The sequence below is a fragment of the Acinetobacter halobius genome, from assembly GCF_044130335.1.
Lineage (GTDB): Bacteria > Pseudomonadota > Gammaproteobacteria > Pseudomonadales > Moraxellaceae > Acinetobacter.
On sequence record NZ_JBIQOD010000020.1, the window covers coordinates 22,502 to 46,821 of the forward strand.

Annotated in this window: 23 protein-coding genes; 15 read left to right on the forward strand and 8 right to left on the reverse strand. The window is 40.8% G+C overall.

What is annotated here, in order from left to right; all coding sequences use genetic code 11:
• The first annotated feature begins 361 nt into the window (after positions 1-361).
• Both ACE01U_RS14585 and ACE01U_RS14590 read left to right on the forward strand, forming a co-directional pair.
• On the forward strand, positions 362-1,705 hold the full coding sequence (locus ACE01U_RS14585) for a dicarboxylate/amino acid:cation symporter (RefSeq protein ID WP_086207883.1): 1,344 nt from the start codon (positions 362-364) through the stop codon (positions 1,703-1,705).
• A gap of 144 nt (positions 1,706-1,849) precedes the next feature.
• Positions 1,850-2,992: an acyl-CoA dehydrogenase family protein gene (locus ACE01U_RS14590; RefSeq protein ID WP_395579815.1), complete on the forward strand. Its 1,143-nt coding sequence runs from the start codon at positions 1,850-1,852 to the stop codon at positions 2,990-2,992.
• A 52-nt stretch (positions 2,993-3,044) separates the two neighbouring features.
• On the opposite strand, the gene ACE01U_RS14595 is transcribed toward ACE01U_RS14590, so the two are convergent.
• Positions 3,045-3,563, reverse strand: coding sequence for a DJ-1/PfpI family protein (locus tag ACE01U_RS14595; RefSeq protein ID WP_110975389.1), 519 nt, complete (start codon positions 3,561-3,563; stop codon positions 3,045-3,047).
• A 457-nt stretch (positions 3,564-4,020) separates the two neighbouring features.
• Between ACE01U_RS14595 and pheA the strand changes: the two genes are divergently transcribed.
• The 4 genes from pheA to ACE01U_RS14615 all read left to right on the forward strand — a co-directional run bounded on the left by pheA (position 4,021) and on the right by ACE01U_RS14615 (position 9,019).
• Positions 4,021-5,130: a prephenate dehydratase gene (pheA, locus tag ACE01U_RS14600; RefSeq protein ID WP_110975388.1), complete on the forward strand. Its 1,110-nt coding sequence runs from the start codon at positions 4,021-4,023 to the stop codon at positions 5,128-5,130.
• A 66-nt stretch (positions 5,131-5,196) separates the two neighbouring features.
• The gene (hisC, locus tag ACE01U_RS14605; RefSeq protein WP_086207879.1) at positions 5,197-6,288 is read left to right on the forward strand and encodes a histidinol-phosphate transaminase; all 1,092 of its coding nucleotides are present in this window, start codon (positions 5,197-5,199) and stop codon (positions 6,286-6,288) included.
• A gap of 3 nt (positions 6,289-6,291) precedes the next feature.
• Positions 6,292-8,541: a bifunctional prephenate dehydrogenase/3-phosphoshikimate 1-carboxyvinyltransferase gene (locus ACE01U_RS14610; protein WP_395579816.1), complete on the forward strand. Its 2,250-nt coding sequence runs from the start codon at positions 6,292-6,294 to the stop codon at positions 8,539-8,541.
• Between the two features lie 109 nt (positions 8,542-8,650).
• Positions 8,651-9,019 carry a hypothetical protein gene (locus ACE01U_RS14615; protein WP_395579817.1) on the forward strand — a complete coding sequence of 123 codons (369 nt, stop codon included), beginning with the start codon at positions 8,651-8,653 and terminating at the stop codon, positions 9,017-9,019.
• 108 nt (positions 9,020-9,127) lie between these two features.
• Here the strand turns inward: ACE01U_RS14615 and ACE01U_RS14620 are convergent, their stop codons facing one another.
• Together ACE01U_RS14620 and ACE01U_RS14625 are read right to left on the reverse strand one after the other, a co-directional pair.
• A complete protein-coding gene (locus ACE01U_RS14620) occupies positions 9,128-9,568 on the reverse strand; it encodes a DUF2147 domain-containing protein (RefSeq protein WP_395579818.1) in 441 nt (146 codons plus the stop codon).
• Positions 9,569-9,968: 400 nt separating this feature from the next.
• Entirely contained in the window at positions 9,969-10,598 is a 630-nt protein-coding gene (locus ACE01U_RS14625) for an alpha/beta hydrolase (RefSeq protein WP_110975385.1), read from the reverse strand.
• A 126-nt stretch (positions 10,599-10,724) separates the two neighbouring features.
• Between ACE01U_RS14625 and yaaA the strand changes: the two genes are divergently transcribed.
• Both yaaA and ACE01U_RS14635 read left to right on the forward strand, forming a co-directional pair.
• The gene (gene yaaA / locus ACE01U_RS14630) at positions 10,725-11,504 is read left to right on the forward strand and encodes a peroxide stress protein YaaA (protein ID WP_086207874.1); all 780 of its coding nucleotides are present in this window, start codon (positions 10,725-10,727) and stop codon (positions 11,502-11,504) included.
• Positions 11,505-11,519: 15 nt separating this feature from the next.
• Positions 11,520-12,146, forward strand: coding sequence for an HD domain-containing protein (locus ACE01U_RS14635; protein ID WP_395579819.1), 627 nt, complete (start codon positions 11,520-11,522; stop codon positions 12,144-12,146).
• Here the strand turns inward: ACE01U_RS14635 and ACE01U_RS14640 are convergent.
• Positions 12,143-13,570, reverse strand: a complete 1,428-nt coding sequence (locus ACE01U_RS14640; protein WP_395579825.1) for a cryptochrome/photolyase family protein — start codon at positions 13,568-13,570, stop codon at positions 12,143-12,145. The genes ACE01U_RS14635 and ACE01U_RS14640 overlap by 4 nt on opposite strands.
• 228 nt (positions 13,571-13,798) lie before the next feature.
• On the opposite strand from ACE01U_RS14640, the gene ACE01U_RS14645 reads away from it, so the two are divergent.
• The 4 genes from ACE01U_RS14645 (at position 13,799) to ACE01U_RS14660 (ending at position 17,217) form a co-directional block, all read left to right on the forward strand.
• Complete coding sequence (locus tag ACE01U_RS14645; protein WP_228146951.1) at positions 13,799-14,038, forward strand: hypothetical protein; 240 nt, start codon at positions 13,799-13,801, stop codon at positions 14,036-14,038.
• Positions 14,039-14,407: 369 nt separating this feature from the next.
• Positions 14,408-15,730, forward strand: coding sequence for an NCS2 family permease (locus ACE01U_RS14650; RefSeq protein ID WP_086207870.1), 1,323 nt, complete (start codon positions 14,408-14,410; stop codon positions 15,728-15,730).
• Positions 15,731-15,798: 68 nt separating this feature from the next.
• Positions 15,799-16,800 carry an adenosine deaminase gene (locus ACE01U_RS14655; protein ID WP_110975380.1) on the forward strand — a complete coding sequence of 334 codons (1,002 nt, stop codon included), beginning with the start codon at positions 15,799-15,801 and terminating at the stop codon, positions 16,798-16,800.
• 54 nt (positions 16,801-16,854) lie between these two features.
• A complete protein-coding gene (locus ACE01U_RS14660) occupies positions 16,855-17,217 on the forward strand; it encodes a hypothetical protein (protein WP_110975379.1) in 363 nt (120 codons plus the stop codon).
• Positions 17,218-17,243: 26 nt separating this feature from the next.
• Here ACE01U_RS14660 and ACE01U_RS14665 read toward each other — a convergent pair whose 3' ends face one another.
• Positions 17,244-17,798 carry a cytochrome b gene (locus tag ACE01U_RS14665; protein WP_086207867.1) on the reverse strand — a complete coding sequence of 185 codons (555 nt, stop codon included), beginning with the start codon at positions 17,796-17,798 and terminating at the stop codon, positions 17,244-17,246.
• A gap of 236 nt (positions 17,799-18,034) precedes the next feature.
• Here ACE01U_RS14665 and ACE01U_RS14670 point away from each other — a divergent pair, with 236 nt between their 5' ends.
• From ACE01U_RS14670 to rnhB, 3 genes are all read left to right on the forward strand, one after another.
• The gene (locus ACE01U_RS14670) at positions 18,035-18,409 is read left to right on the forward strand and encodes a hypothetical protein (protein WP_086207866.1); all 375 of its coding nucleotides are present in this window, start codon (positions 18,035-18,037) and stop codon (positions 18,407-18,409) included.
• Positions 18,410-18,549: 140 nt separating this feature from the next.
• The gene (locus ACE01U_RS14675) at positions 18,550-18,912 is read left to right on the forward strand and encodes a hypothetical protein (protein ID WP_395579820.1); all 363 of its coding nucleotides are present in this window, start codon (positions 18,550-18,552) and stop codon (positions 18,910-18,912) included.
• Between the two features lie 64 nt (positions 18,913-18,976).
• On the forward strand, positions 18,977-19,564 hold the full coding sequence (gene rnhB, locus ACE01U_RS14680) for a ribonuclease HII (RefSeq protein WP_086207864.1): 588 nt from the start codon (positions 18,977-18,979) through the stop codon (positions 19,562-19,564).
• A gap of 48 nt (positions 19,565-19,612) precedes the next feature.
• Here rnhB and csrA read toward each other — a convergent pair whose 3' ends face one another.
• From csrA to alaS, 3 genes are all read right to left on the reverse strand, one after another.
• Positions 19,613-19,867 carry a carbon storage regulator CsrA gene (csrA, locus tag ACE01U_RS14685; protein WP_086207863.1) on the reverse strand — a complete coding sequence of 85 codons (255 nt, stop codon included), beginning with the start codon at positions 19,865-19,867 and terminating at the stop codon, positions 19,613-19,615.
• A gap of 273 nt (positions 19,868-20,140) precedes the next feature.
• The gene (locus ACE01U_RS14690) at positions 20,141-21,421 is read right to left on the reverse strand and encodes an aspartate kinase (RefSeq protein ID WP_086207862.1); all 1,281 of its coding nucleotides are present in this window, start codon (positions 21,419-21,421) and stop codon (positions 20,141-20,143) included.
• Between the two features lie 66 nt (positions 21,422-21,487).
• Positions 21,488-24,181: an alanine--tRNA ligase gene (gene alaS / locus ACE01U_RS14695; RefSeq protein WP_395579821.1), complete on the reverse strand. Its 2,694-nt coding sequence runs from the start codon at positions 24,179-24,181 to the stop codon at positions 21,488-21,490.
• Positions 24,182-24,320: the final 139 nt, after the last annotated feature.

Consider the following 24,320-nt stretch of genomic DNA (forward strand, 5'->3'; position numbering starts at 1 on the left):
CGATCAAAAAAAATAGCACTTTTAATTTTAAATAATTTTTCATCATTAGACTAAAGTATGAGTCATATTGTTTAGATTTTATACATTATTTTTAAAATGAGTTTACTTTGCTTAAAGAATGTTAGGTAAAATTTACTCAATTGTTGTGACTTGCTAGTTTTTAAGTTTCTCCCATTATAGTAGATGTGAATGAACTGTGAATTTCATCACATAGCTAATGTTTGTACAGCATGATTTTTACCCGGTGTTTGGGCGCGGTCCAAACTGTGGGCTTTTTTGTGTTTATCAGAAAGCCTGCTGCCTATAAGGATATGTAGGTATACCGATTTTTTCAGTTTTTTGATTTACAGAAGTATTAGTTATGACTAAGAAACCAATCTATAAGTCACTATATTTTCAAGTTATTGTCGCGATTATTGCGGGTATCTTGGTAGGGCATTTTTTCCCTAGCGGTACGCAAGTTATCAATGGCGTTGAAGAATATGTACCCGGCTGGGGCGAGCTTTTTTATCCTCTAGGTCAAGGCTTTATTAAACTGATCAAGATGATTATTGCGCCAGTGATTTTCTGTACCGTGGTGAGTGGTATCGCGGGTATGGAAAGCATGAAGTCTGTGGGTAAAACAGGCGGTGTTGCGTTACTTTATTTTGAAATTGTATCGACGATTGCATTATTGATCGGTTTACTGGTCATTAACATCTGGAAACCAGGTGTAGGCATGAATGTTGACCCTTCAACACTAGATACTTCGGGTATCTCGAAATTTGTTGAATCGGGACAGCAGCAAACAACTGTCGACTTCTTTATGCACATCATTCCAAACACTGTGGTTGGCGCATTTGCTGAAGGTGAAATCCTACAAGTATTGCTGTTTGCACTCATGTTTGGTTTTGCATTACATAAATTGGGTGACGCAGGTAAACCAGTTCTTAAGTTTATTGATCAAATTTCGCATGTGTTCTTTAACATTGTAAACATGATCATGAAGCTTGCTCCAATTGGTGCGTTTGGTGCAATGGCATATACCATTGGTAAATATGGTATTGGCAGCTTGGCGCAACTTGCTCAGTTGATCATCTGCTTCTACATTACCTGTTTGCTTTTCATTTTCTTGGTTCTAGGCACAATTTCACGTCTTTGTGGCTTCAGTATTTTGAAAATGATTCGCATGATTCGCGAAGAATTATTGATTGTACTGGGTACGTCATCTTCAGAATCGGTTTTACCGCGTATGTTGAAAAAGCTTGAAATTGCGGGTTGTGAAAAGTCAGTGGTTGGTTTGGTTATTCCAACAGGTTATTCATTTAACTTAGACGGTACCTCAATCTACTTAACGATGGCAGCGATCTTTATTGCTCAAGCGACCAATACTCAGCTCGATCTGATGCACCAAGTAACTTTATTGGGTGTGTTATTGATTTCATCGAAAGGTGCTGCGGGTGTCACAGGTTCGGGCTTTATTGTAATGGCTGCGACTTTATCAGCTGTTGGTCATATTCCAGTGGCGGGTCTTGCTCTTATTTTAGGTATTGACCGTTTCATGTCTGAAGCACGTGCCTTAACCAACTTGGTGGGTAACTCATTGGCAACGATTGTTGTTGCGAAATGGGTGGGTCAGTTAGACCAAGAAAAACTACATTTTGCACTAGCAAACCCAGATGAAGTAGACCGCCAAATGGCTGTTGAAGAAAATGCTCACGCATAATTTCAGTTCATCTTAAAAAGGAAGCCGAATGGCTTCCTTTTTTTATGCGCATAAAAAAATGGCCTAATGCGGTCATGACAGTTGCATTAAAAATGGCTAGCATGTGAGCTGAATAATAAAACAACATCAACATAAGGAAAAAACATGCTGAATTACGATGCAGACTTAGAGCTATTTCGCGATAATTTTCGTCGCTTTATGAATGAACACATTGCACCGCATTATGAACAATGGGAACGAGAAGGCTTAATGCCGCGTTCGGTATGGAACGCATTGGGTGAAAATGGGTTCTTATGTGTCGATGTTCCAGAGGAATACGGCGGTTATGGCGTTCCAACGCATTATTCGCTGATGTTGGTTGAGGAGTCGGCACGAGCAGGTTTTAGTGCTTTATCGACAGGTATTTCTTGTCACTCCGAAATTGCAGCACCGTATATTTTGCATATTGGAACTGAAGCACAGAAGCAGTACTGGTTACCGCAAATGGTGTCAGGTGAAGTGGTCGGTGCAATAGGGATGACGGAGCCGGGTGCGGGTTCAGACTTACAAGCCATGCGAAGTAATGCGATTTTGCAAGGGGAGCATTATATTTTAAATGGTTCTAAAACCTTTATTTCAAATGGGCAGCATGCTGACCTTGTGGTATTGGCGGTAAAAACTGATCCGCAAGCTCGTGCAAAGGGTGTTTCACTGATGTTGGTCGATACACATTTAGAAGGTTTTAAAAAAGGGACCAATCTTGATAAAATTGGCCTGCATTCGCAAGACACTTCTGAGTTGTTTTATGACAATGTAAAAGTTCCGAAAGATCAATTGTTGGGACAAGCAGGTCAAGGTTTTGCTTATTTGATGCAAGAGCTACCACGTGAGCGTACAGCAATTGCAGCAACCGCTATAGGTGCAATTCGCGGTTCGATTGATGTCACTATTCAATACGTCAAAGAGCGTCAAGCCTTTGGTCAACATATTTCTCAGTTCCAAAATACACGTTTTGTTTTGGCTCAAGCCAAGATTGATGAACAAGCCACAGCAGCTTTTTACAATCAAAACGTGGAGCTTTATATGCAAGGCAAGTTGGATGTAGAAACCGCAGCAGCACTGAAAAGCTTTTCAACGGATATGCAAATGAAGGTGGCAGATAATTTATTACAGCTCTTTGGAGGCTATGGCTATATGAGTGAATATCTAATTTCACGTTTCTTTGTCGATGCGCGTATTCAACGCATCTATGGTGGAACCAATGAAATTATGAAAGAAATTGTCGCACGTAGTTTGTTGGGACGTTAATAGTTACTGAGCGAGAAACCGATCGGTTGGCTAAAGAGCTTGCATTGGTTCTTTAGCGACTGAGTACGAGCAGGCTTTCTTTAATAAAAGCAGGTAAGTCGTGCTGCGTTTGTGATGAAATGTACAAGTTATTGTCATTGACTACCCCTGTATTATATAGCACCGCGCCTGCATCTTCTAAGTCCTGATGAAGGTGGTGGATGCACGTCATACGTCGGCCTTTTACGACTCCTGCATGCATCAAAACTTTTGGGGCATCGGCACTGCATAAAATGGGCTTTTGTGTGTTTGCAAATTGCCTGACAAATAGGACATAGCGTTCATCTTGACACAGGTTGTCAGGTGAGAAACCGCCTGGGATGAGTAAGGCATCAAAGTCATGCACTGAGGCATCATCTATACTTTGGTCGATGGTCACAAAGGCTTTACGCTTTTTACCATAAATAATTTTGCCTGCCTGACTTTCAAGATTAATAATACTATGCCGAGCTGCCCGAAATGCTTCAACAGGTTCAGCATATTCGGCATCCTCAAAGTCATAGGTGACTAAGACCGCAATTTTCTTGTGCATGACAGTACCTACAGTTCATTATTGTTTTGTTTTATTGAGACTATAGAGCAATCTGTCGTGCTGCATACTCTCTTTGTTATGAATACGTCAACTTAAGTAAAGCATATTTTAAAACAAAGTCTAACGCACTGAAATACAGATAAATGGTGATTTTTGCCTAGATGTAGCAAAAATTTTCTAAACCAAGTTTAAGTGTTAAAAACATTAGACTTAGATAAAAATTCAATAATCAGGTGAGGTGTGTTTTTAAGGGTGTTCTGCATAATATGTGCAAGCTCAATACAGATTCCTCAGTGATTTTATTGATGTCGATTATTTAGGCAGTTTATTGATTAACTTGATGATTAAATCAACTGTATGTTTTTAGCACTGAAACATGCAAAGTCTTATTGCGCAAGATTTCAAAGCTAACTATTGTTATACTGTTTGCACAATGTATATGAAGGGCGACATAACAATGATCCAAGACGATCAAAACACAACGACTTCTCTTGACCTCAATCAAATCCGTCAGGATATCGACTCTGTTGATCAGCAGATTCAACAACTTATTAACCGTCGAGCAAAACTGGCGGAAGCTGTTGCAAAAGCAAAATTTGCTTCTGAAGAGAATCCAATGTTTTACCGTCCAGAACGTGAGGCGCAAGTTTTACGTAATGTTATGGAGCGTAATGAAGGTCCTTTGTCTGATGTGACTATGGCGCGTCTGTTCCGCGAAATTATGTCTGCGTGTTTAGCGCTTGAAGCGCCACAAAGTATTGCATTTTTGGGACCTGTCGGCACCTATACACATTCTGCGGTTTTAAAGCATTTTGGTCATGATGCTGTGGTTCGTCCTCTACCTACCATTGATGAAGTTTTCCGTGAAGTAGAAGCGGGCAGTGCACATTATGGTTTGGTGCCTGTAGAGAATTCATCTGAAGGTGTGGTTAACCATACATTAGATTGTTTTAAATCGTCTCACTTAAATGTGATTGGTGAAGTTGAATTGCGTATTCATCATCAGTTCCTTGTGTCTGAAAACACCCGCAAAGATAGTATTAAACAAATTTATGCACATCAGCAAACTTTAGCACAGTGCCGTGCATGGTTAGATGCACACTATCCAGGTGTTGAGCGTGTAGCTTTGAGTTCAAATGCAGAAGCAGCGCGTCGTATTCGTACAGAATGGCATTCGGCTGCAATTGCGTCTGAGGTGGCTGCAACCATTTATGATCTTGAAATTTTGCACAGCAATATTGAAGATAATCCAGAAAATACAACGCGCTTTTTAGTGATTGGCCGTGAAAAAGTGCCACAAAGTGGCAATGATAAAACTTCGCTTTTGATTTCAGCACACGATCGTGCAGGTGCATTGCTTGAAATTTTAGCACCTTTTGCAAAGCATAATATTAGCTTGACCAGCATTGAAACCCGTCCTGCGCTGCCTGAAAAATGGGCTTATGTCTTCTTTATTGATTTAGAAGGGCATGTGGAACAAGACAATGTTAAAGCGGCGATTGAAGAGATTCGTCCACTAGTAAAAGAAGTTCGAGTATTGGGTTCATATCCGATAGCAGTATTGTAATCTCCAAGGTGGTTGGGTTTGTAAAGAACTCAACCCTATAACCACTTGTAAGAATGGAAAGGTCACATGTCGTTTGCTCCAGCCAATGAAGGTATTTCAAAGTTAAAACCATATCAACCAGGTAAACCTATTAGCGAATTAGAGCGTGAATTGGGGATTACCGATATTGTTAAACTTGCCTCAAATGAAAACCCTTTGGGTTGTTCTGACAAAGTAAAAGAAGCAGTTGCTGCTGAATTGGCGCAAATTGGACGATATCCAGATGGTGGCGGTTTTATCTTAAAAGATGAAATCCATACTCAGTTTGGTGTGGCGCATAATTGCATTACCCTTGGTAATGGTTCAAACGATTTGCTTGAAATATTTGCGCGCGCTTTTGTTTCTGATAAAGACTCAGTCGTGTTTAGTCAACATGCATTTGCGGTCTATGCTTTGCTCACTCAAGCCATTAATGCTGAAGCAATAGAAGTGCCTGCTCAAGGTTTTTCGCATGATCTTGAGGCGATGGCAGCGGCCATTAAAAGCAATACCAAATTAGTATTTATTGCAAACCCGAATAACCCAACAGGGACTTGGTTTGAAGAAGCTGAATTTGATCGCTTCATGCAAAAAGTACCGAGCCATGTGATCGTAGTTTTAGATGAAGCCTATGTGGAATATTTCCCAGAGAACTTCAACAGTTTAAAATTTTTAGCCCAGTACCCAAACTTGATTGTCAGCCGTACCATGTCGAAGTGTTTTGGTTTGGCAGCCTTACGTGTTGGCTTTGCTTTAGCATCAGCAGAAGTAACAGATTTCTTAAATCGTATTCGTCAACCGTTTAACGTCAACCATTTAGCTATGGTGGCTGCTGTTGCGGCACTGAAAGATAAAGATTTTATTGAGAAATCACGTGTGGTCAATAAAGCTGGCATGGCGCAATTGGAAGCAGGGTTTAAAGCTTTAGGATTAAGTTTTGTGCCTTCACGCGCTAACTTTATTTTGGTGGACATACAAGCCGACCCAACACAGACTTTTAATGCGTTGTTAAAAGAAGGTGTGATTGTTCGCCCAGTAGGAATTGCGCATCATCTGCGTGTGTCCATTGGTACTGAAGCTGAAAATGCGAAATTTTTAACAGCTTTGGCTAAAGTACTTGGTTTAGAGGCGAACACTTAAATTATGTCTGTGCCACTGTTTGAAAAAGTTGCATTTATTGGACTAGGACTGATTGGTTCGAGTCTTGCACGGGTCATGATTGCTGAGGGTTTAGCAAAGCAAATTGTGGCATCAACACGCTCTGAGAGAACCCTACAGGATGCCAAAGCATTAGGCTTAATCCAACAAGGCTATAGTGACCCTGTGGAGGCAGTTCAAGGTGCGGATTTGGTGGTTTTAGCCTTACCTGTTCGTGCAACCCAAAAAGTACTGGAAACCATTAAACCGTATTTGCAAGAACATACGATTATTACCGATGTGGGGAGTACCAAAGGTAATGTAGTCGATGCAGCCAAAGCCGTGTATGGTGAAGCATTGCCCGCTGGCTTTGTACCAGGGCATCCTATTGCGGGTGCAGAACATACGGGTGTGCATGCAGGTAAGGTTGATTTATTTGCAAATCATAAAGTGATTTTGACGCCGCTACCGACCAGTGCTGATTGGGCGGTCGAAAAACTGATTCAACTGTGGCAAGCTGCGAAAGCAGAAGTAATTTGTATGGATGTGGCCAAGCATGATGAAGTCTTGGCGCATACCAGTCATCTTCCACATTTAATGGCCTTTAACTTAGTTGAACAGCTGGCAAACCGTGAAGATAATTTAGATATTTTTCGCTATGCTGCGGGGGGCTTCCGTGATTTTTCTCGAATTGCGGCAAGTGATCCGCAAATGTGGCATGACATCTTTTTTGCCAATAAAAAAGCCATTTTAAATGCCGTAGATGGTTTTGAGAACCAACTGGCAACGATTCGTAAACTCATTGAAGATGAAGATTCACATGCTTTAATGGGCTTGCTTGGACATGCGCAAGCAGCACGCCAGCATTTTAACCATATGCTTGCTCAAAAACCTTTCATGGAGAACAATAAAGTGACGACACAGCAATTCACCATATTACCGGGTAAAAAAAGTTTCCAAGGTAAGTTTAGCGTGCCAGGTGATAAATCTGTGTCACACCGTTCAATCATGTTTGGTGCAATTGCGGAAGGAACGACGCATGTGACAGGCTTCTTGGAAGGTGAAGATGCGTTAGCGACCTTACAAGCTTTCCGTGATATGGGCGTGAGCATTGAAGGTCCTAAAAATGGTGAAGTGACGATTCATGGTGTGGGCGTAAATGGCCTTAAAGCACCAGCAAGTGCGCTTTACATGGGTAACTCAGGGACGTCGATGCGTCTGCTTTCAGGTATGCTCTCTGCACAGAAATTTGACTCTGTAATGACGGGTGATGCATCACTGTCGAAGCGTCCAATGGAACGTATTGCTAAACCGTTACGTGAAATGGGTGCTCAGATTCAAACCACAGGTGAACGTGGCACACCTCCTGTTTCTATTACTGGAAATCAAGCTTTACAAGGCATTCACTATGATTTGCCGATGGCATCTGCGCAGGTGAAATCTGGGATTTTATTGGCAGGTTTATGGGCGGCAGGTGAAACATCGGTCACAGAACCAGAACCTACACGTGATCATACTGAACGTATGTTGCGTGCATTTGGTTATGATGTGAAAACAGAAGGTAACCGCATTTCACTGCAAGGTGGTGGTAAGCTCGTTGCTACAGAGATTCAAGTGCCATCAGATATTTCATCGGCTGCTTTCTTTATGGTGGGTGCTGCGATTACCGAAAGTTCAGATGTCACTTTAGAGGCGGTAGGCATTAACCCAACCCGTACAGGTGTGATCGAAATTTTGAAGCAAATGGGTGCGGACATTACGGTTGAAAATGAACGTATTGCAGGCGGTGAGCCGATTGCAGACATTCGTATTCAAGGTACACGTACACTCAAAGGCATCCATATGCCTGAAGATCAAGTGCCACTGGCAATTGATGAATTTCCTGCATTGTTTATTGCGGCTGCCTGTGCAGAAGGGCAAACCGTACTAACGGGTGCGGCTGAACTCAGAGTAAAAGAGTCAGACCGTATTCAAGTGATGGCAGATGGCTTAAAAACTATGGGTATTGATTGTACACCGACTGACGATGGCATTATCATCGAAGGTAAAGGTCGATCAGGTGAGTGGGGCGCGATTTTCACTGGTGGTGAAATTGCATCACATCACGACCACCGTATTGCAATGAGCTTCTCAATGGCAGGCTTACGGACCTCTGGTGAAATTAAAATTGTAGGTACTGAAACGGTTGCAACCAGTTTCCCTACCTTTACTCAATTGAGCAATCAAGCCGGTTTAGCGATTCAAGTCACTGAATAAGACCAAAGCTTAACGACTTTGTTGAATTACAGCCAAGCTTTTGCTTGGCTGTTTTGTTTTTACCCTTTATGCTTAAACCCATATAATAAAAAAGCCTTTAGGATGATTAATGAGAAAATTACAATTTACGGCACAGCATGGACAACCGCATAGCCTAAATGACAATGCTGTAGTACAAAAGCAGGTGCAACAGTTACTGGTTCAAAAATTGGGGCAATTTGGCTTTGAAACGTTGCCACAAAGTGGTGATCAGGTGGCTGTGAGTGTGGATAACCATACTTTGCCGTTGTCTATTACTTGCCAATGTCATGACAACGAAGGAAACTTGGTATGTGAAATTGCTTCTTATCCTGATGAAGAACAGGACTGGGTAGACCGTATTGCGGAGCGTAGCTTATTGAATCAACTTGCTCAAGCAGTTGAAAATACATTAAAAACAGATAAAAGTTTTACTGAGTTTGAGTGGAAAAATAGTTAGCCGAATGGAGGAAAATGCTGAATATTTTATCATTCAGCATTTTCTGGGACAGAACAAGTTTAATATTTTAATGGGTCAATGCGTCTATTGCATGATGTGCTATAAGACCTACTCCACACGTAACCAAGTCTGGCTACGTCCCACAGCTGAAACCCCTAAATACCCTCGTAAAAAAAGCTTTTTGCCGTTTGGGCTAATTTTTCCTTTCAGGCTATACAGTTTGCCTGAAATGGGATCAATAATTTTGCCATGCGTATAATTAATATTATTGTCAGTTTTTAAACCCGTAATCACTTGCATGCCAATAATCGGTTTATCTGTGTACGGTGCTGGACAGTTGGTGCAAAATTCTTTTGCTGTATAACCCGGGCGAGGAGTTGCTTTCAGTGCAGTTCCAGCATAAGTCCCATTGGCTTGCTTTTCAATTTTAACCAGACCTTTCGGTTCTCCAGTTTTATCGTCGATATAGCGCCAAGTTCCTGTAATATCCTGAGCCCAGATGGATGTAGTTGTTACAGCAACTAAAATAGCCCCAATAATTGTTTTCATAAGATCCTTGAATATTTTAAAAATTATTTAAATCTGTAGCTCTATCGAGCCAAGGCATTGATTGTATAATTAATTATTTGAAAAAGGTTATGCAGAATATACCAAGTTAAAAAAGATATAGTTGCATAATGTGCCATGATACGGTTTGAAGCTTCGCGGATATTTAAATGTGGGGGGCGTGTCGGTTTTGAAGCGATCCAATATGGAGTTCAAAAGAGATCATCAAAAAAACATAGAAGATGAAATAAGTGATTAAAAACGCGCTGTTCAGATCAAGACAATAAAATAAAGTGATACCTCAATGTGTAATCAAAGAAAAGTGCGAAGTGAAATGCTGGAAAACTCAAGAAAGAAATGTTCTAAAGAATATCATCATTTCTCTCTTGAACTCCTTTAAGCATTAAATCCACAGAAAACGTGTAATCGCGATACGTAACTGCTTTAAATAACCTGTAAAGAAATGGTTTGCGCCCGGTAATACAGTCACTAAATGGCGCTGTGGTTTAGCCCACTGGATCATATCGGAGAGCAATGTGACATCATCGGCTTCACCATGAATAAACAAGATGTCACCCTTAATGTGTGGGGTAACATAGTGACGTACACCCGCTACAGTTGCCGTTGGTAAGCCACATAAAATAGTTTGTACAGGATGAACATCTACTGGAAGCATAGAGTAGCTTTTTGCCATGACATGTGCACCAAAGCTAAAACCACCTGCATAAAAAGGTAAGTCTGCGTGTTGGCTACGTGCGTAGTGTATAACTTCTAAGGTGTCTATCGTTTCGCCGTGACCTTCGTCGTGCTGACCAGCACTTTGACCAGAACCACGGAAACTTGGGCGATACACAACGCAACCGCGTTCTAAAAACATTTGTGCAAGTAAAGCAGGAACCTTGTGTTGAGGCGTACCACCTTGCAGGGGATGGGGGTGAGTTACTACCGCGAATCCTTTCACTTCACCCTGTGGATAGTCTACAAAAACTTCAATTTGCCCAACTGGACCTTGAATGAACATCTGCTCAGACATAGAAAATAGATACATATAACAGGAGAATCGGCTAGTTTAACCGTTTATGCTTATTAAAAACACAGATTGGCAATAAAATAAGTCTACTGTTATAGTCTGTTTAATTGTTTTTTAATCAGGTTGTCTATGCTCGCCCTTGTTTCTCCCGCTAAAACTCTAGATTACCAAACTGCTTTACCTACCGATCAGTACACACAACCCAGATTGCTACAACATTCCCAAGAATTGATCGAAGTTAGTCGCAAGTTGTCGGCAAGTGAAATTGCAAACTTAATGAGCGTGAGTGAGAAAATTGCCACTTTAAATGTAGCGCGCTTTCGTGATTGGCAGTCAGAATTTAGCTTTGCGAATGCACGACAAGCCATGTTTGCTTTTAAAGGTGATGTTTATACAGGTTTAGATGCTTATCATTTATCTGCAGATGACATTCAATATGCGCAGCAGCATTTAAGAATGTTATCGGGTCTGTATGGTTTGTTACGTCCATTGGATTTGATGATGCCTTATCGTTTAGAAATGGGCACTAAACTTACGAACCCTCGCGGACACAATTTGTATGAGTTTTGGGGCAATCACATTACTGATTTAATCAACCAAGATTTAGAACAAGCTGGTTCTCAAATTTTGCTGAATATTGCTTCTGATGAATACTATAGATCTGTGAAAGAAAGCAAAATCCAAGCAGAAGTTATTAAACCTGTGTTTTTAGATCAGAAAAATGGCAAATATAAAGTCATTAGTTTCTATGCCAAAAAAGCACGTGGTTTGATGGCTCGCTATATGATTGAAAATCAGATTGATCAAATCGAAGGCTTAAAATCCTTTAATACTGATGGCTATTATTTCGATGCAGATAGCTCGCTAAAAGGCGAGTTGGTCTTTAAACGAGATGAACAGGCAGCATAACGAAAGGGCATTGCAATGGTGCGGTATATAAAACAGTTTCAGGACTATTGGACACATACCGCAAGCCAGTTGGATTTAACTGTGAGTAGTTGTGAAGAACTTTATGGAGCACTGTATAGCGCCTATAGTGAATCACAACGGCATTATCATACGGTGCAGCATATTGTTGAGTGTTTAGAGCATTTTCATGACATTAAAACCCACCTAACAGATGCTTTATCTGTTGAGTTGGCGATTTGGTTTCATGATGTCATTTACAATCCGCAAGCAAATGACAATGAACAGCAAAGTGCAGATTACATGAAGCAGGTGCTTGAAAATGTGCTGGTTGCTGAACAAATGGAAACGATTTATGCATGGATTTTGGCAACCCAATCACATGCACCGACAGCTAACTTGGATTTAGCTTATCTACTGGATATTGATCTGGCAATTTTAGCCAGCAATCCTATTCGTTTTGCTGAATATGAACGCCAAATTCAGCAAGAATATGCTTGGGTTGAGCCTTCACTTTATGCACAGAAACGTCAGCAGGTGTTAAGGCACTTTTTAGAAATGCAGCCTCTGTATCAAACACCACTTTTCCAAAAGCGCTATGAGCATCAGGCTAAGCAGAACTTAGCCCAAATTTTAAGTGTTTAGAGCCCTTTAAACGCTTCGATGGCACGCACACGGCTAGATTTTAAATCTACGATTGGTTTGGGATAGTCTAGTTCCATATTCGGCTGCCGAGCATAAGGTTCATGAATGCTTTTGGCATCTAAATGTGCAAGCTCTGGTAACCACTGTCGAATATAGTCACCATGACTATCAAATTTCTGCGATTGGCTTACAGGATTAAAGACTCGGAAGTAAGGCACAGCATCGGTGCCTGTGGATGCACACCACTGCCATCCACCATTATTGGCAGCCAAGTCACCATCTGCCAAATGTTGCATAAACCACTGTTCGCCCAGTCGCCAATCAATCAACAAGTTTTTCGTTAAGAACATTGCGACAATCATCCGCACTCGATTATGCATCCAGCCTGTCGCAAGGAGTTGTCGCATACCTGCATCCACAATTGGAATACCAGTATGACCTTGTTGCCATGCTTTTAAATCCTCGGGTGCATCTCGCCAAACAATTCGCTGTGTGTTGGCTTTAAATGGCAGATGTTTAGAGACATGCGGAAAATCAAATAGAATATGTTGATAAAACTCCCGCCAAAGTAATTCATCTAACCACGTTTGCTGGCCTGTATTATCAATCATAAATTGACCATGTTGAGCACGAAACAGGGCATTGAGACACTGGCGGATAGATAGGATTCCAATATTTAAATAGGTTGAAAGTTGGCTCGTACTATTCAGAAAGGGGAAGTTCCTTTCTTTCTGATAGTCACTAACTTTATGCTCAATAAAATCATCGAGCACCGAAAGTGCATAGGCTTCCGTTTCAGGCCAATAGGCTTTAATTTGATTTAATTCATTCGTATTTGCATCAATCAGTGATTCAATGTGAGGAATGCTTGTATTTAAATCGGTAGGAAGCTGTATGGGCTGCTGTGCAGAAGGAAGTGGGTAGCACTGAGGTAAGCCAATATTTAAACGTTCATAACAGGTTTTCTTAAAAGCGCCAAAGACTTGATAGGGTTTACCTGATTGGTTACGAATACTGTTTAAAGGAAATATCGTCCGATCTTGAAATAGAGTAAATGTAATGGCATGTTGATCGAGACACTTTTGTATTCCAGCATCACGTTTCAGCTCATTTAAGCCCATTTCGAAATTTACAAAGATCTGTTGTACTTGAAGTACATGACATAAGGATGAAAGTTGAACAGGGATATCGCGCCACAGAGGAATGTTTAAAATAACCAGTGGAATATTGAGCTCAGCCAGATTTTGTTTCAAATCTTCCAATTGTCGGACATATAAATCTATTTTTACAGGAGCATCATGGTGTAATAGCCATTGTTCAGGAGATAAGATGACTAAAGCAAGCATAGCCCCGTCTTGGCTTGCATGCCAAAGTGCAGCATTATCATGTATGCGAAGGTCTTGTCGAAACCAAATTATGTTCATCAAAAGTTAATCAACTGTAATTTTTTGAAATATAAAATATTACAAAATTGAGCACTTTGATCATATTTTCTTGGCATGTCTTTCACTTAATCTTATGTTATTGAAATAATTAAATCAGAAAAAACTATAAAGTGTGAATATACTTTTTATCAGATAAGTGTATTGACCCTCATGTAATTTGTTATGATTTGTAATCATGCTAAAACAGTTATGGATATTGTGAATACCGTGAAAAAGATTCTAATTCCTATTTTTGTATTAGCTGTTTGTTTGCTTGGTTTTGTTGTTTTTCAGGATACTGAAACTAAAAAGCAACAAGAGCTGAATCAACTCATGAACAGTGCTGAACCTAAAGTACAAAACTTGAGTCCGATCTCAAAGGTAACGGTCGTCCCTGAAAAAGTTACGCGCCCACTTCAAAGTGATGCTGAAGTGGTAATAGAACAGGTCTCGATCAAAGTACTTTGATGTTCATAATTGAATAAAAAACGCATGAATCACTTATCATATTGAATTTTAATCAAAAATAAATTTTAAAACAATTAAAAATCAGTGTGTTATAATCCGCGCCGAGATATCTTGAATTTTAGACTTTGATTCTAAAATGACATTTTTGTTGAAAGCTGCATACGGTTTATGCGGCTTTTTTGTTTAGGTATATATGGTGTAAGTTTCAACTTAAATCATTCATGGCTAAATAAACTTTTCCTGAGTTGAGGAAATTTGGCATATCCATTGCTTTAACTTGCAAAAATTGAATTAGATGTTCAGTGTGTTGAATCTAGCAAATTTTGAAAAGTTATACAGTTTTAAAAGTTTATTTACAGGGGCTAGGTCATGACGACTCCTAATCCATCTTCAGAAAATATGCTCGAGCGTATGTTCAAACTGAGTGAAAATAAAACCAGTTTTCGTACAGAGCTTCTTGCAGGTGTAACCACATTCTTAACGATGTGTTACATCATTATTGTGAATCCAATGATTTTATCCGAAACGGGGATGGATCATGGAGCTGTCTTTGTAGCAACTTGTCTTGCAGCCGCAATTGGTTGTTTAGTGATGGGCATTGTTGCGAATTATCCTATTGCACTCGCACCAGGTATGGGTTTAAACGCTTACTTTACCTATTCGGTATGTTTGGGTATGGGGGTACCTTGGCAGACCGCTTTAGCAGCCGTGTTTGTATCAGGTTTTATATTCATTGCGATCAGCATGTTTAAAATCCGTGAAGCTATTGTGAATGCAATTCCAATGTCACTTAAGCTTGCAATTGGTGGTGGGATTGGTTTATTCCTTGCATTAATTGCTTTAAAAAATGCAGGGATTATTGTCGATAATCCAGCAACTTTGGTGGGATTAGGTGACTTAAAGCAACCAACTGTTCTTTTGGCTTTATTCGGTTTCTTAATGGTGGTTGTGCTACATCACTTTAAAGTGCGCGGTGCAATTATTATCAGTATTCTAGCTTTGACTGCTATTTCAACTGCATTGGGTTTAAGCGAATTTAAAGGTGTGGTGGGTGAGATTCCATCAATTGCTCCGACATTCATGCAGATGGATTTCAAAGGTCTTTTTACTGCGAGTTTAGTGGGTGTTATTTTTGTATTCTTCTTGGTCGATTTATTTGACTCAACGGGTACATTGGTTGGTGTGTCACACCGTGCAGGTTTACTGAAAGATGGCAAGCTTCCACGTTTAAAAAAGGCTTTGTTTGCAGACTCAACTGCAATCGTTGCGGGTGCAGCATTAGGTACATCTTCAACAACGCCATATATTGAGTCTTCAGCAGGTGTTGCTGCGGGTGGGCGTACAGGCTTAACCGCAGTTGTGGTTGCTGTGCTTTTTATTCTATGTTTATTCTTGGCACCATTAGCTCAGTCTGTACCTGGTTTTGCAACCGCTCCAGCTCTGTTATTTGTTGGTGTGTTGATGATTCAGGGGATTACCCATATTGATTGGGATGATATTACTGAAGCAGTACCTGCATTTTTAACCATTGTCTTTATGCCATTTACTTACTCAATTGCAGATGGTATTGCAATGGGCTTTATCAGCTATGCATTGGTTAAACTGTTCACAGGTAAGGCAGCAACTGTACCGTATATGGTTTGGATTGTTGCTGCGCTTTGGGCACTGAAATTTGCAATGTTTGGTGGCTAATTCACCAAATATTGATAAGGGTGTAAACTCCGTTTACACCCTTTTTTATTTTTTAAAGAGGAAGAGATATGAGTCAATTGGAGCTCATTCGTGCTTTACCAAAAGCAGAACTGCATGTGCATATTGAAGGGACATTTGAGCCAGAACTCATGTTTGCAATTGCACAGCGTAACCAAATAGACATTCCCTATAAGTCGGTTGAAGAAGTAAAGCAGGCTTATAACTTTCATAACTTACAGTCCTTTTTAGACATCTATTATGCAGGTGCAAATGTACTGATTCACGAGCAAGACTTTTATGATTTGGCTTGGGCGTACTTTGAAAAATGTGCTGAAGACCGTGTAGTACATACCGAAATGTTCTTTGACCCTCAGACACACACTGATCGTGGTGTTGCATTTGAAACCGTGATCAATGGTTTACAACGTGCTTGTGATGATGCCAAAGCAAAATTTGGCATTAGTTCGCATTTGATTATGTGTTTCTTACGTCATTTAAGTGAAGACGCTGCATTTGAAACTTTAGCGCAGGCATTGCCTTATAAAGATCAAATCATTGGTGTAGGCTTAGACTCAAGCGAAGTTGGGCACCCTCCTGCAAAGTTTGAACGTGTCTTTGCTAAAGCACGTGAAGCAGGTTTTTTAGTGGTTGCACATGCGGGTGAAGAAGGCCCAGCAGAATATGTGTGGGAAGCTTTAGATTTGCTTAAAGTGAATCGTATTGACCACGGTGTACGTTCTGAGGAAGATCCTGTATTAATGCAGCGTTTGATTGCAGAGAAAATGCCACTGACAGTTTGTCCACTCAGCAACTTAAAGTTATGTGTCGTTGACGATATGGCACAGCACAATATCCGCCGTTTATTGCAACAAGGTGTGCAAGTGACAGTAAATTCAGATGACCCATCGTACTTTGGTGGTTATATGAATGATAACTTTATTGCGATTACAGATGCATTAGACTTAACAGCAGCTGAGCTAAAACAATTAGCGCTGAACTCTTTTGAAGCATCGTTTATTTCGACAGAAGAGAAGCAAAAATGGGCGGCTGAAATTGCAGCCATTGCTTAATCTAATGTTGCTTTAAAGACAGAGTTCGCTCTGTCTTTTTTATGTGAGGTCGATATGAAAAAAATCATTGCATTGCTTGTGGTTATTTTTGCACTTTTTGCAGTTTATTTACTTAAAACAGATACAGGGTTAACTCAAAAGTTATTAAAGCCAGTGGTGGTATATCAGTGCGGTGTAGAGTTGGAGTCGACACGCTTATGGAAAGTCAGTACAGCATTGATTGGTGAAGAAAAAAAGAATCAACTCCAAACACAAATCTGTGGCTGCGTGGGTGAAAATGCATTAAAGGATATTCCCGCAACAACCTTATTACATGCAGTGGTTGATGAGCAAGTCAAAAAACAGGTAGTACAACAGGGCGTATTGAATACGCTTAAAGGATGCGTGGTGGATGAAGTCCTAAAAGCAACAGATTGATGCTTTTAGGTTGATTCAACTTGGTATTACTTTGCTTGTTTGGTCATGCTGTTTAATACGTTATCTTTATCTATAAAGTGGTGTTTTAGCGCTGCTGCAATATGACCTGCCAACAGCAATCCAGCTGCCCATGAAATCCAGACATGTAATGGTTTTACGATTGCGAGTAATTCAGGGTTGTCTTGTACTAAACGTGGTATTTCAAATAAGTACAAAACAGGTGCAGGATGCCCAGCACTCCAGCTAAATAAACAGCCTGTAATAGGTAAAGCCAACAAAATGAAATATAAAGCCAAATGACCGAGGTGTGCCAGTTTTTGCATTAGCGGGGACATACTATCAGGCAGTTTAGGCGCAGGGTGGGTATAGCGCCAGAAGATACGAATCACCACCAGAAAAATGATCGTGGTTGCAATATTTTTATGCAGGGTGATGACATCTCCCTTAAAGCTACCATCCACATCATAACTTAAGAAATTTCCGCTATAAAACCCAATCAGCCATGCGGCAATAAAGATAATTGCCATCAGCCAATGTAGAACTTGAGCGGTACGCGTGTAATGGGTATTTACTGTGTTCATTAGATTCACATCCATTTTTATGTTGCGCTATTTTATATAACTATAGATATTGCAAAAATATACGAGATGCAACATAGCGTTGAAATTCTGCAACGCTGTTTAGATGAGTGGTGCGAATGATCTAAAATTATGCAATGGATTAAGTATGATCGGTGCATTTACGAAATAGTATTTCCGAAATGCGAGAATCTTCGGCACAATACGCAGAATTTTAACTGCAAGAAAAGGATAAATCAGTGAAAAAATGTGTCGCAATGTTAGCCCCTTTGGCTTTGGTTCTCTCAGCATGTACCACGACAGGTACTCCGTCAACGGCTGAAACCACAACTCAACAGTTAGGTACTGCGGCGCTCAAAATTGCCATTAATGCAAAATGCACCACTGAGCTGAATAATTTACCCGCATGGAAAACTGCGACTAAGCTTATGACAGTAGATCAAAAAGCCGATATCCAAACTGAAATTTGTGGTTGCGTGAGTGATAAAGCTCCACAAAATATTACAGCAGTTGATGTTGCAACGGCAGCGATTGATCCAGCAGCCCGTACAACAATTATTAGCAATGCTGTGACGAAGACCATCAATGCATGTGTGGCTGAAGCGGTCAATTAATCACTGAGTGGCGGGTCAAGAGGTGAGATGAATTCGAACTTCTTGATCAATCTTTTGTACTTTTATTTATTTATCTTTTATACTGAACTGAATAATAAAAATTGAAGCATTATTTGATCAATAAAAAAAGGTATATATGTATGAAAAATAATAAATTAATCATGGGTTTATTCAGCTCTGTTTTGCTGACTGCTTGTGTGTTGAATCCATTATCGAGTTCAAACTCAGATGGTTTTTCTGTCATTAAAATGGCGTCTCATGCAAAATGTATGGATGAAATTGAAAATAATCCAACTTGGCTTATGACGAGTAAGTTGTTTTCTGACGATCAAAAACAAAAGAAAAAACGTGAAGTATGTAACTGTGTAGGTGAGAACTCACCAAAGGTCTTGTCCAAAGAGCAACTGGCCTTGGCCGCGATTGATCCTAAAGCAAAGGCGACCTATACCGCTTTAGCAACAACTAAAACTACCGCCACCTGTGCATCTGAAGTGTTAAACTAGACGCAAGAAATTGTTATTAATATTGAGAGTGGCTGTTATCAGCCATTTTTTATGAGAGTAGAATATGCAAATTGCTGGTGCAGATGAAGCAGGGCGTGGCCCTTTAGTGGGTTCGGTCGTTGCAGCTGCTGTGATATTAGATCCGAATAATCCCATACAGGGCTTAAATGACTCTAAAAAATTGACTGAAAAAAAACGAGAGAAACTCTTCGTTGAAATTCAGGAAAAAGCACTGGCTTGGGCAATTGCAGAAGCAAGTGCCGCTGAAATTGATGAAATCAATATTCTACAAGCTTCATTACTTGCGATGCGCCGTGCAGTGGAGAAGCTGGCAGTGCAACCTGACCATGTCTTGGTTGATGGTAATAAAATCCCACAAGGCTTGAGCATGAGTTGTGAAGCAATCATTGGAGGGGATGCTTTACATGCTGAAATTTCAGCAGCGAGTATTCTGGCGAAGGTGACACGTGACCATCAAATGATTGAATTGGATTGCAAGTATCCACAGTTTGGTTTTGCCAAACACAAAGGTTATCCAACTAAGGCACATTTTGAAGCGATTGCTGAACATGGGGTGATTGATGAACACCGCCGTAGTTTTGGACCTGTAAAGAAAGTGATCGAGGCACTTGAGCAAAAAAAGATGCCATAAAAATTTAAAGCGGCTGATCGAGCCGCTTTATGTCAGAAAACTTCAACCTTAACGGTTGTAGTTGTTCTGCTGTGCACCATCATCTTCATAAGCAGGTTGGTAATCCTGATCCAGATGTTGAAGGTGCTCATGCATAGCACGTTCATGCTGAATGCGTTGATAGATCTCTTCACGATGTACAGATACTTCTTTGGGAGCATTGACACCAATACGAACTTGGTTGCCTTTGACACCAAGCACAGTAACGCTTACTTGATCCCCAATCATTAATGTTTCACCGACACGTCGGGTCAAAATCAGCATGTTTATCTCCTTGCAAAACGCTAAACCTGCAGTTGTACTAAAATAAATACATAATTTTTTGTATTTAAAAAAATTTAAACAAATGTTCAATACAACTACATGACATTCTGTTTTTTTTAATGTCTAGCAGTATTTGGCATAACATAGGTTTAAATTTAAGAAAGCCTCGGGTTTAATATAACAGAGCCACTATAGAAAAAACTATAGTGGCTCTGAAATTTTGTAGTCTTTTGCAAAAACTGTCAGACAATGACAAGTTTTTCACTCGATTACTTAAGCACGGGCACTTGACTCTCCATGTTCACGGTCTAAACCGAAAGCCGTGTGCAAAGAGCGAACAGCAAGTTCTAAGTAATTTTCTTCAATAATCACAGAAATTTTGATTTCTGATGTTGAGATCATCAAAATGTTGATGCCTTCATCAGCAAGAGCAGTAAACATCTTACTTGCAACACCTGCGTGAGAGCGCATACCTACACCCACGATTGACACTTTAACAATGTCATCACGTGTAGCAACTTCGCGAGCACCAATAGCTTGAGCGGTTTCTTCAAGAATTTTTGTTGCTTTAGCAAGTTCACCACGGTTTACCGTGAAGGTGAAGTCAGTCGTACCGTCTTCCTCAACATTTTGGATGATCATATCCACTTCAATGTTGGCATTACCAATTGGCGATAGAATTTTAGATGCAATACCTGGTTCATCAGGAACACCTAAAATCGTAAGTTTAGCTTCGTCACGGTTAAATGCGATACCAGAGATAATTGGTTGTTCCATGTTGTCTTCCGCCTCAGTGGTGATTAGTGTTCCGACGTTTTTCTTAAATTCTTCGTCGAATGCGCCATCATCGTCATTATCAAAACTTGATAATACGCGTAAAGGCACTTGGTATTTGCCCGCAAATTCAACTGAACGAATCTGCAAAACTTTAGAACCAAGTGATGCCATTTCCAGCATTTCTTCAAATGAAATGCGGTCTACTTTTTTCGCCTTTGGCGCAACGCGTGGGTCAGTGGTATAAACACCATCTACGTCTGTGTAGATTTGGCATTCATCTGCTTTTAATGCAGCAGCTAAGGCTACACCTGAAGTATCTGAACCACCACGGCCAAGTGTTGTTGTGTTGCCATTCAAATCAAAGCCTTGGAAACCAGCAACTACAATAACGCGGCCTGCATCTAAATGTTCAGTCATCACATCTGTATCAATCGACTCAATACGTGCTTTGGTAAATGAACTGTCCGTTTTAATGCCGACTTGGCGACCAGTGAGCGACTTAGCTTCAACGCCAATAGAATTGAGCGCCATAGCTAACATTGAAATCGTTACCTGTTCACCCGTAGAAACCATTTGGTCTAATTCTCGTGGGTCAGGGGTTTCGGTAATGGCTTTCGCTAAAGCAAGTAGACGATTGGTTTCGCCACTCATTGCTGATACAACCACTACAACCTTGTGGCCGTGGTCATGCCAACGCTTTACACGACGAGCAACATTTAAAATGCGCTCTGGAGTACCCATAGAGGTACCGCCATATTTTTGAACGATTAATGCCATAGTTGTTCCATATAAACCATGACCCTGAATGCATCATTCAAGGTCAGTTACACAAAAGGTGAAGTTTTATTTCGCTTCAAGCCAAGCAGCTAAATCTGCCATCACTGTTGCAAACTTCTCGTTTAGTGGCGCGCCACCTTGTGCTAAGTCAGGTTTGCCACCACCTTTACCACCGAGCTCAGTTGCTAGATGTTTGATGATGTCACCTGCTTTAATAGAAGCAGTAAAGTCTTTTGCTACAGATGCAATCAGGCTGACTTTGTCACCTTCAACACCTGCAAGGACAATGACTGCATTTTCTAATTTTGATTTCACACCGTCATGTAGATTGCGAAGTGATTTCGCATCCATGTTTTGAACAGTCGTGATCAGCGTTTGACGACCCGCAAGCGTTTGAACTTGGCTAAGCAGTTCAGCAGCTTGGAAGCTGGCAAGTTTTTGATTGAGTTGCTCAATTTGTTTTTGCAAGCTTGATGCAGTGTCGACTAAAGCTTCAACTTTTTCTAAAGTTTGGTCTTTTTGAGCTTTCAATAAACCATTGATGGTATTGATATCACGGTCAGCTTTTTGAGCAACTTCAATGGCTTTTGTACCTGTTACCGCTTCAATACGACGTACACCTGCAGCTACACCACCTTCAGAAGTGATTTTGAACAAGCCGATGTCGCCCGTGCGTTTAACGTGAATACCACCACACAGCTCAATTGAGAAGTTTTTTTCTTCAATGATTGAACCCATTGAAAGTACACGAACTTCATCGCCATATTTTTCACCGAACAACATCATCGCGCCTTTTGCTTTCGCAGATTCGATGTCTAAAAGTTCAGTAGAAACTGCAGTATTGGCAATCACTTCGGCATTGACTAAACGCTCAATTTCTTGAAGTTGTTCAAACGAAACGGGCTGATCATTGGCAAAGTCAAAACGTAAGATGTCTGAGGCAACCAATGAACCTTTTTGTTGTACGTGTTCACCTAAGATTTGACGTAGTGCAGCATGTAAAAGGTGAGTCGCAGAGTGGTTACGCGCAGTTGCAGCGCGGATGTCTGCTTTCACTGTCGCTTCTACATGTTGAGCAAGCTTAATGCTACCGACTGTCACGATACCTTGGTGTACAAAAGCACCACCCGATTTCTTGGTGTCTTGGACTTCAAAAATACCCGTGTCATTTTTGAAAATACCTGTGTCACCAATTTGACCGCCGCTTTCTGCATAGAACGGGGTTTGGTTCAGTACGATGAGAGCTTCGTCACCTTCAACCACTTCATCAACTTGTTCGCCATCTTTGTAGATTGCGATAATTTGACCTTCGCCAACCGTTGCATCATAGCCGTCAAACTGAGTTTCGCCTTCAACTTTAACAACAGAGTTGTAGTCAATCGCGAATTTACCTGCATCACGTGCACGTTGACGTTGCGCAGCCATTTCAACTTCAAAGCCTGCTTCATCAATGGTTAAATCACGTTCACGTGCGATGTCAGCAGTCAGGTCAGTTGGGAAACCGTAAGTATCATACAGTTTAAACACCACTTCACCTGGAATCACTGAACCTTTCAGTTGAGCCAATTCGCCTTCAAGCAATTTCAAACCTTGCTCTAAGGTTTTAGCAAATTGTTCTTCTTCTTTCAGTAATTGTGCTTCGATACGGACTTTCTGTGCTTCAAGTTCTGGATAAGCTTGACCCATCACTTCAATTAAAGGTTGCAACATTTTATGGAAGAATGAGCCAGTTGCACCGAGCTTGTTACCATGACGAACTGCGCGACGGATAATACGGCGTAGTACATAACCACGACCTTCATTTGATGGGTTTACACCATCCGCAATTAGGAATGAACATGAACGTGCGTGATCAGCAACTACTTTAAGTGAAGCAGGGTACTGAACTGGTGTACCTTTTTCGTGTGCTTCTGCTTCAAGTGCTGCGGTATCTAAACCAATAATTTCAGCGGCCGCTTTGAGTAAGTGCTGGAATAGGTCAATTTCGTAGTTAGAGTTAACATGTTGTAAAACAGCAGAAATACGCTCTAAGCCCATGCCTGTATCGACAGACGGCGCTGGAAGAGGGTGCAATACGCCATCCGCAGTGCGGTTGAACTGCATGAAAACGTTATTCCAGATTTCAATGAAACGGTCGCCATCTTCTTCAGGTGTGCCCGGTAAGCCACCCCAGATATGGTCGCCATGGTCAAAGAAAATTTCAGAACAAGGACCACAAGGACCTGTATCACCCATTGCCCAGAAGTTATCTGATGCGTATTGGCCGCCTTTGTTGTCGCCAATACGAATAATACGAGATGCATCTAAACCAATTTCTTTGTTCCAGATGTCAAATGCTTCGTCGTCAGTGTGGTAAACCGTTGCATAGAGTTTGTCTTTAGGCAGTGCTAACCAAGCTTCGCCTGTTAGAAAATCCCACGCAAATTTGATTGCATCACGTTTGAAATAGTCGCCAAATGAGAAGTTACCTAACATTTCAAAGAAAGTATGGTGACGTGCGGTATAACCGACGTTGTCTAAGTCGTTATGTTTACCACCTGCGCGGACACACTTTTGTGAAGACACCGCACGTACATAATCACGTTTTTCTAGGCCTAAGAAACAATCTTTAAATTGGTTCATACCCGCGTTGGTAAACAACAAAGTAGGGTCGTTGGCGGGAACTAGAGAACTCGACGCGACACGTGTATGCCCTTGCGATTCAAAGTAGCTTAAAAAAGCTTCGCGAATTTCAGCTGATGTCATAAAACGAGTACTCACAACCAAGTCACTCCATAATTTCGATTTGGCTAATAGTAGCTGAAGCAAGTCTTATTCTAAATACGCTGACTTCAGTTACTGGCTTAAAAATTTTAAAACGCCAAATTATAACGGAAAAAGGATGTTGCACCAATCACTT

Coding starts and splice junctions, on each gene's coding strand:
- ACE01U_RS14585 (WP_086207883.1), top strand. CDS start 362: ATGACTAAGAAACCAATCTATAAGTCACTATATTTTCAAGTTATTGTC.
- ACE01U_RS14590 (WP_395579815.1), top strand. CDS start 1,850: ATGCTGAATTACGATGCAGACTTAGAGCTATTTCGCGATAATTTTCGT.
- ACE01U_RS14595 (WP_110975389.1), bottom strand. CDS start 3,563: ATGCACAAGAAAATTGCGGTCTTAGTCACCTATGACTTTGAGGATGCC.
- pheA (WP_110975388.1), top strand. CDS start 4,021: ATGATCCAAGACGATCAAAACACAACGACTTCTCTTGACCTCAATCAA.
- hisC (WP_086207879.1), top strand. CDS start 5,197: ATGTCGTTTGCTCCAGCCAATGAAGGTATTTCAAAGTTAAAACCATAT.
- ACE01U_RS14610 (WP_395579816.1), top strand. CDS start 6,292: ATGTCTGTGCCACTGTTTGAAAAAGTTGCATTTATTGGACTAGGACTG.
- ACE01U_RS14615 (WP_395579817.1), top strand. CDS start 8,651: ATGAGAAAATTACAATTTACGGCACAGCATGGACAACCGCATAGCCTA.
- ACE01U_RS14620 (WP_395579818.1), bottom strand. CDS start 9,568: ATGAAAACAATTATTGGGGCTATTTTAGTTGCTGTAACAACTACATCC.
- ACE01U_RS14625 (WP_110975385.1), bottom strand. CDS start 10,598: ATGTCTGAGCAGATGTTCATTCAAGGTCCAGTTGGGCAAATTGAAGTT.
- yaaA (WP_086207874.1), top strand. CDS start 10,725: ATGCTCGCCCTTGTTTCTCCCGCTAAAACTCTAGATTACCAAACTGCT.
- ACE01U_RS14635 (WP_395579819.1), top strand. CDS start 11,520: ATGGTGCGGTATATAAAACAGTTTCAGGACTATTGGACACATACCGCA.
- ACE01U_RS14640 (WP_395579825.1), bottom strand. CDS start 13,570: ATGAACATAATTTGGTTTCGACAAGACCTTCGCATACATGATAATGCT.
- ACE01U_RS14650 (WP_086207870.1), top strand. CDS start 14,408: ATGACGACTCCTAATCCATCTTCAGAAAATATGCTCGAGCGTATGTTC.
- ACE01U_RS14655 (WP_110975380.1), top strand. CDS start 15,799: ATGAGTCAATTGGAGCTCATTCGTGCTTTACCAAAAGCAGAACTGCAT.
- ACE01U_RS14660 (WP_110975379.1), top strand. CDS start 16,855: ATGAAAAAAATCATTGCATTGCTTGTGGTTATTTTTGCACTTTTTGCA.
- ACE01U_RS14665 (WP_086207867.1), bottom strand. CDS start 17,798: ATGAACACAGTAAATACCCATTACACGCGTACCGCTCAAGTTCTACAT.
- ACE01U_RS14675 (WP_395579820.1), top strand. CDS start 18,550: ATGAAAAATAATAAATTAATCATGGGTTTATTCAGCTCTGTTTTGCTG.
- rnhB (WP_086207864.1), top strand. CDS start 18,977: ATGCAAATTGCTGGTGCAGATGAAGCAGGGCGTGGCCCTTTAGTGGGT.
- csrA (WP_086207863.1), bottom strand. CDS start 19,867: ATGCTGATTTTGACCCGACGTGTCGGTGAAACATTAATGATTGGGGAT.
- ACE01U_RS14690 (WP_086207862.1), bottom strand. CDS start 21,421: ATGGCATTAATCGTTCAAAAATATGGCGGTACCTCTATGGGTACTCCA.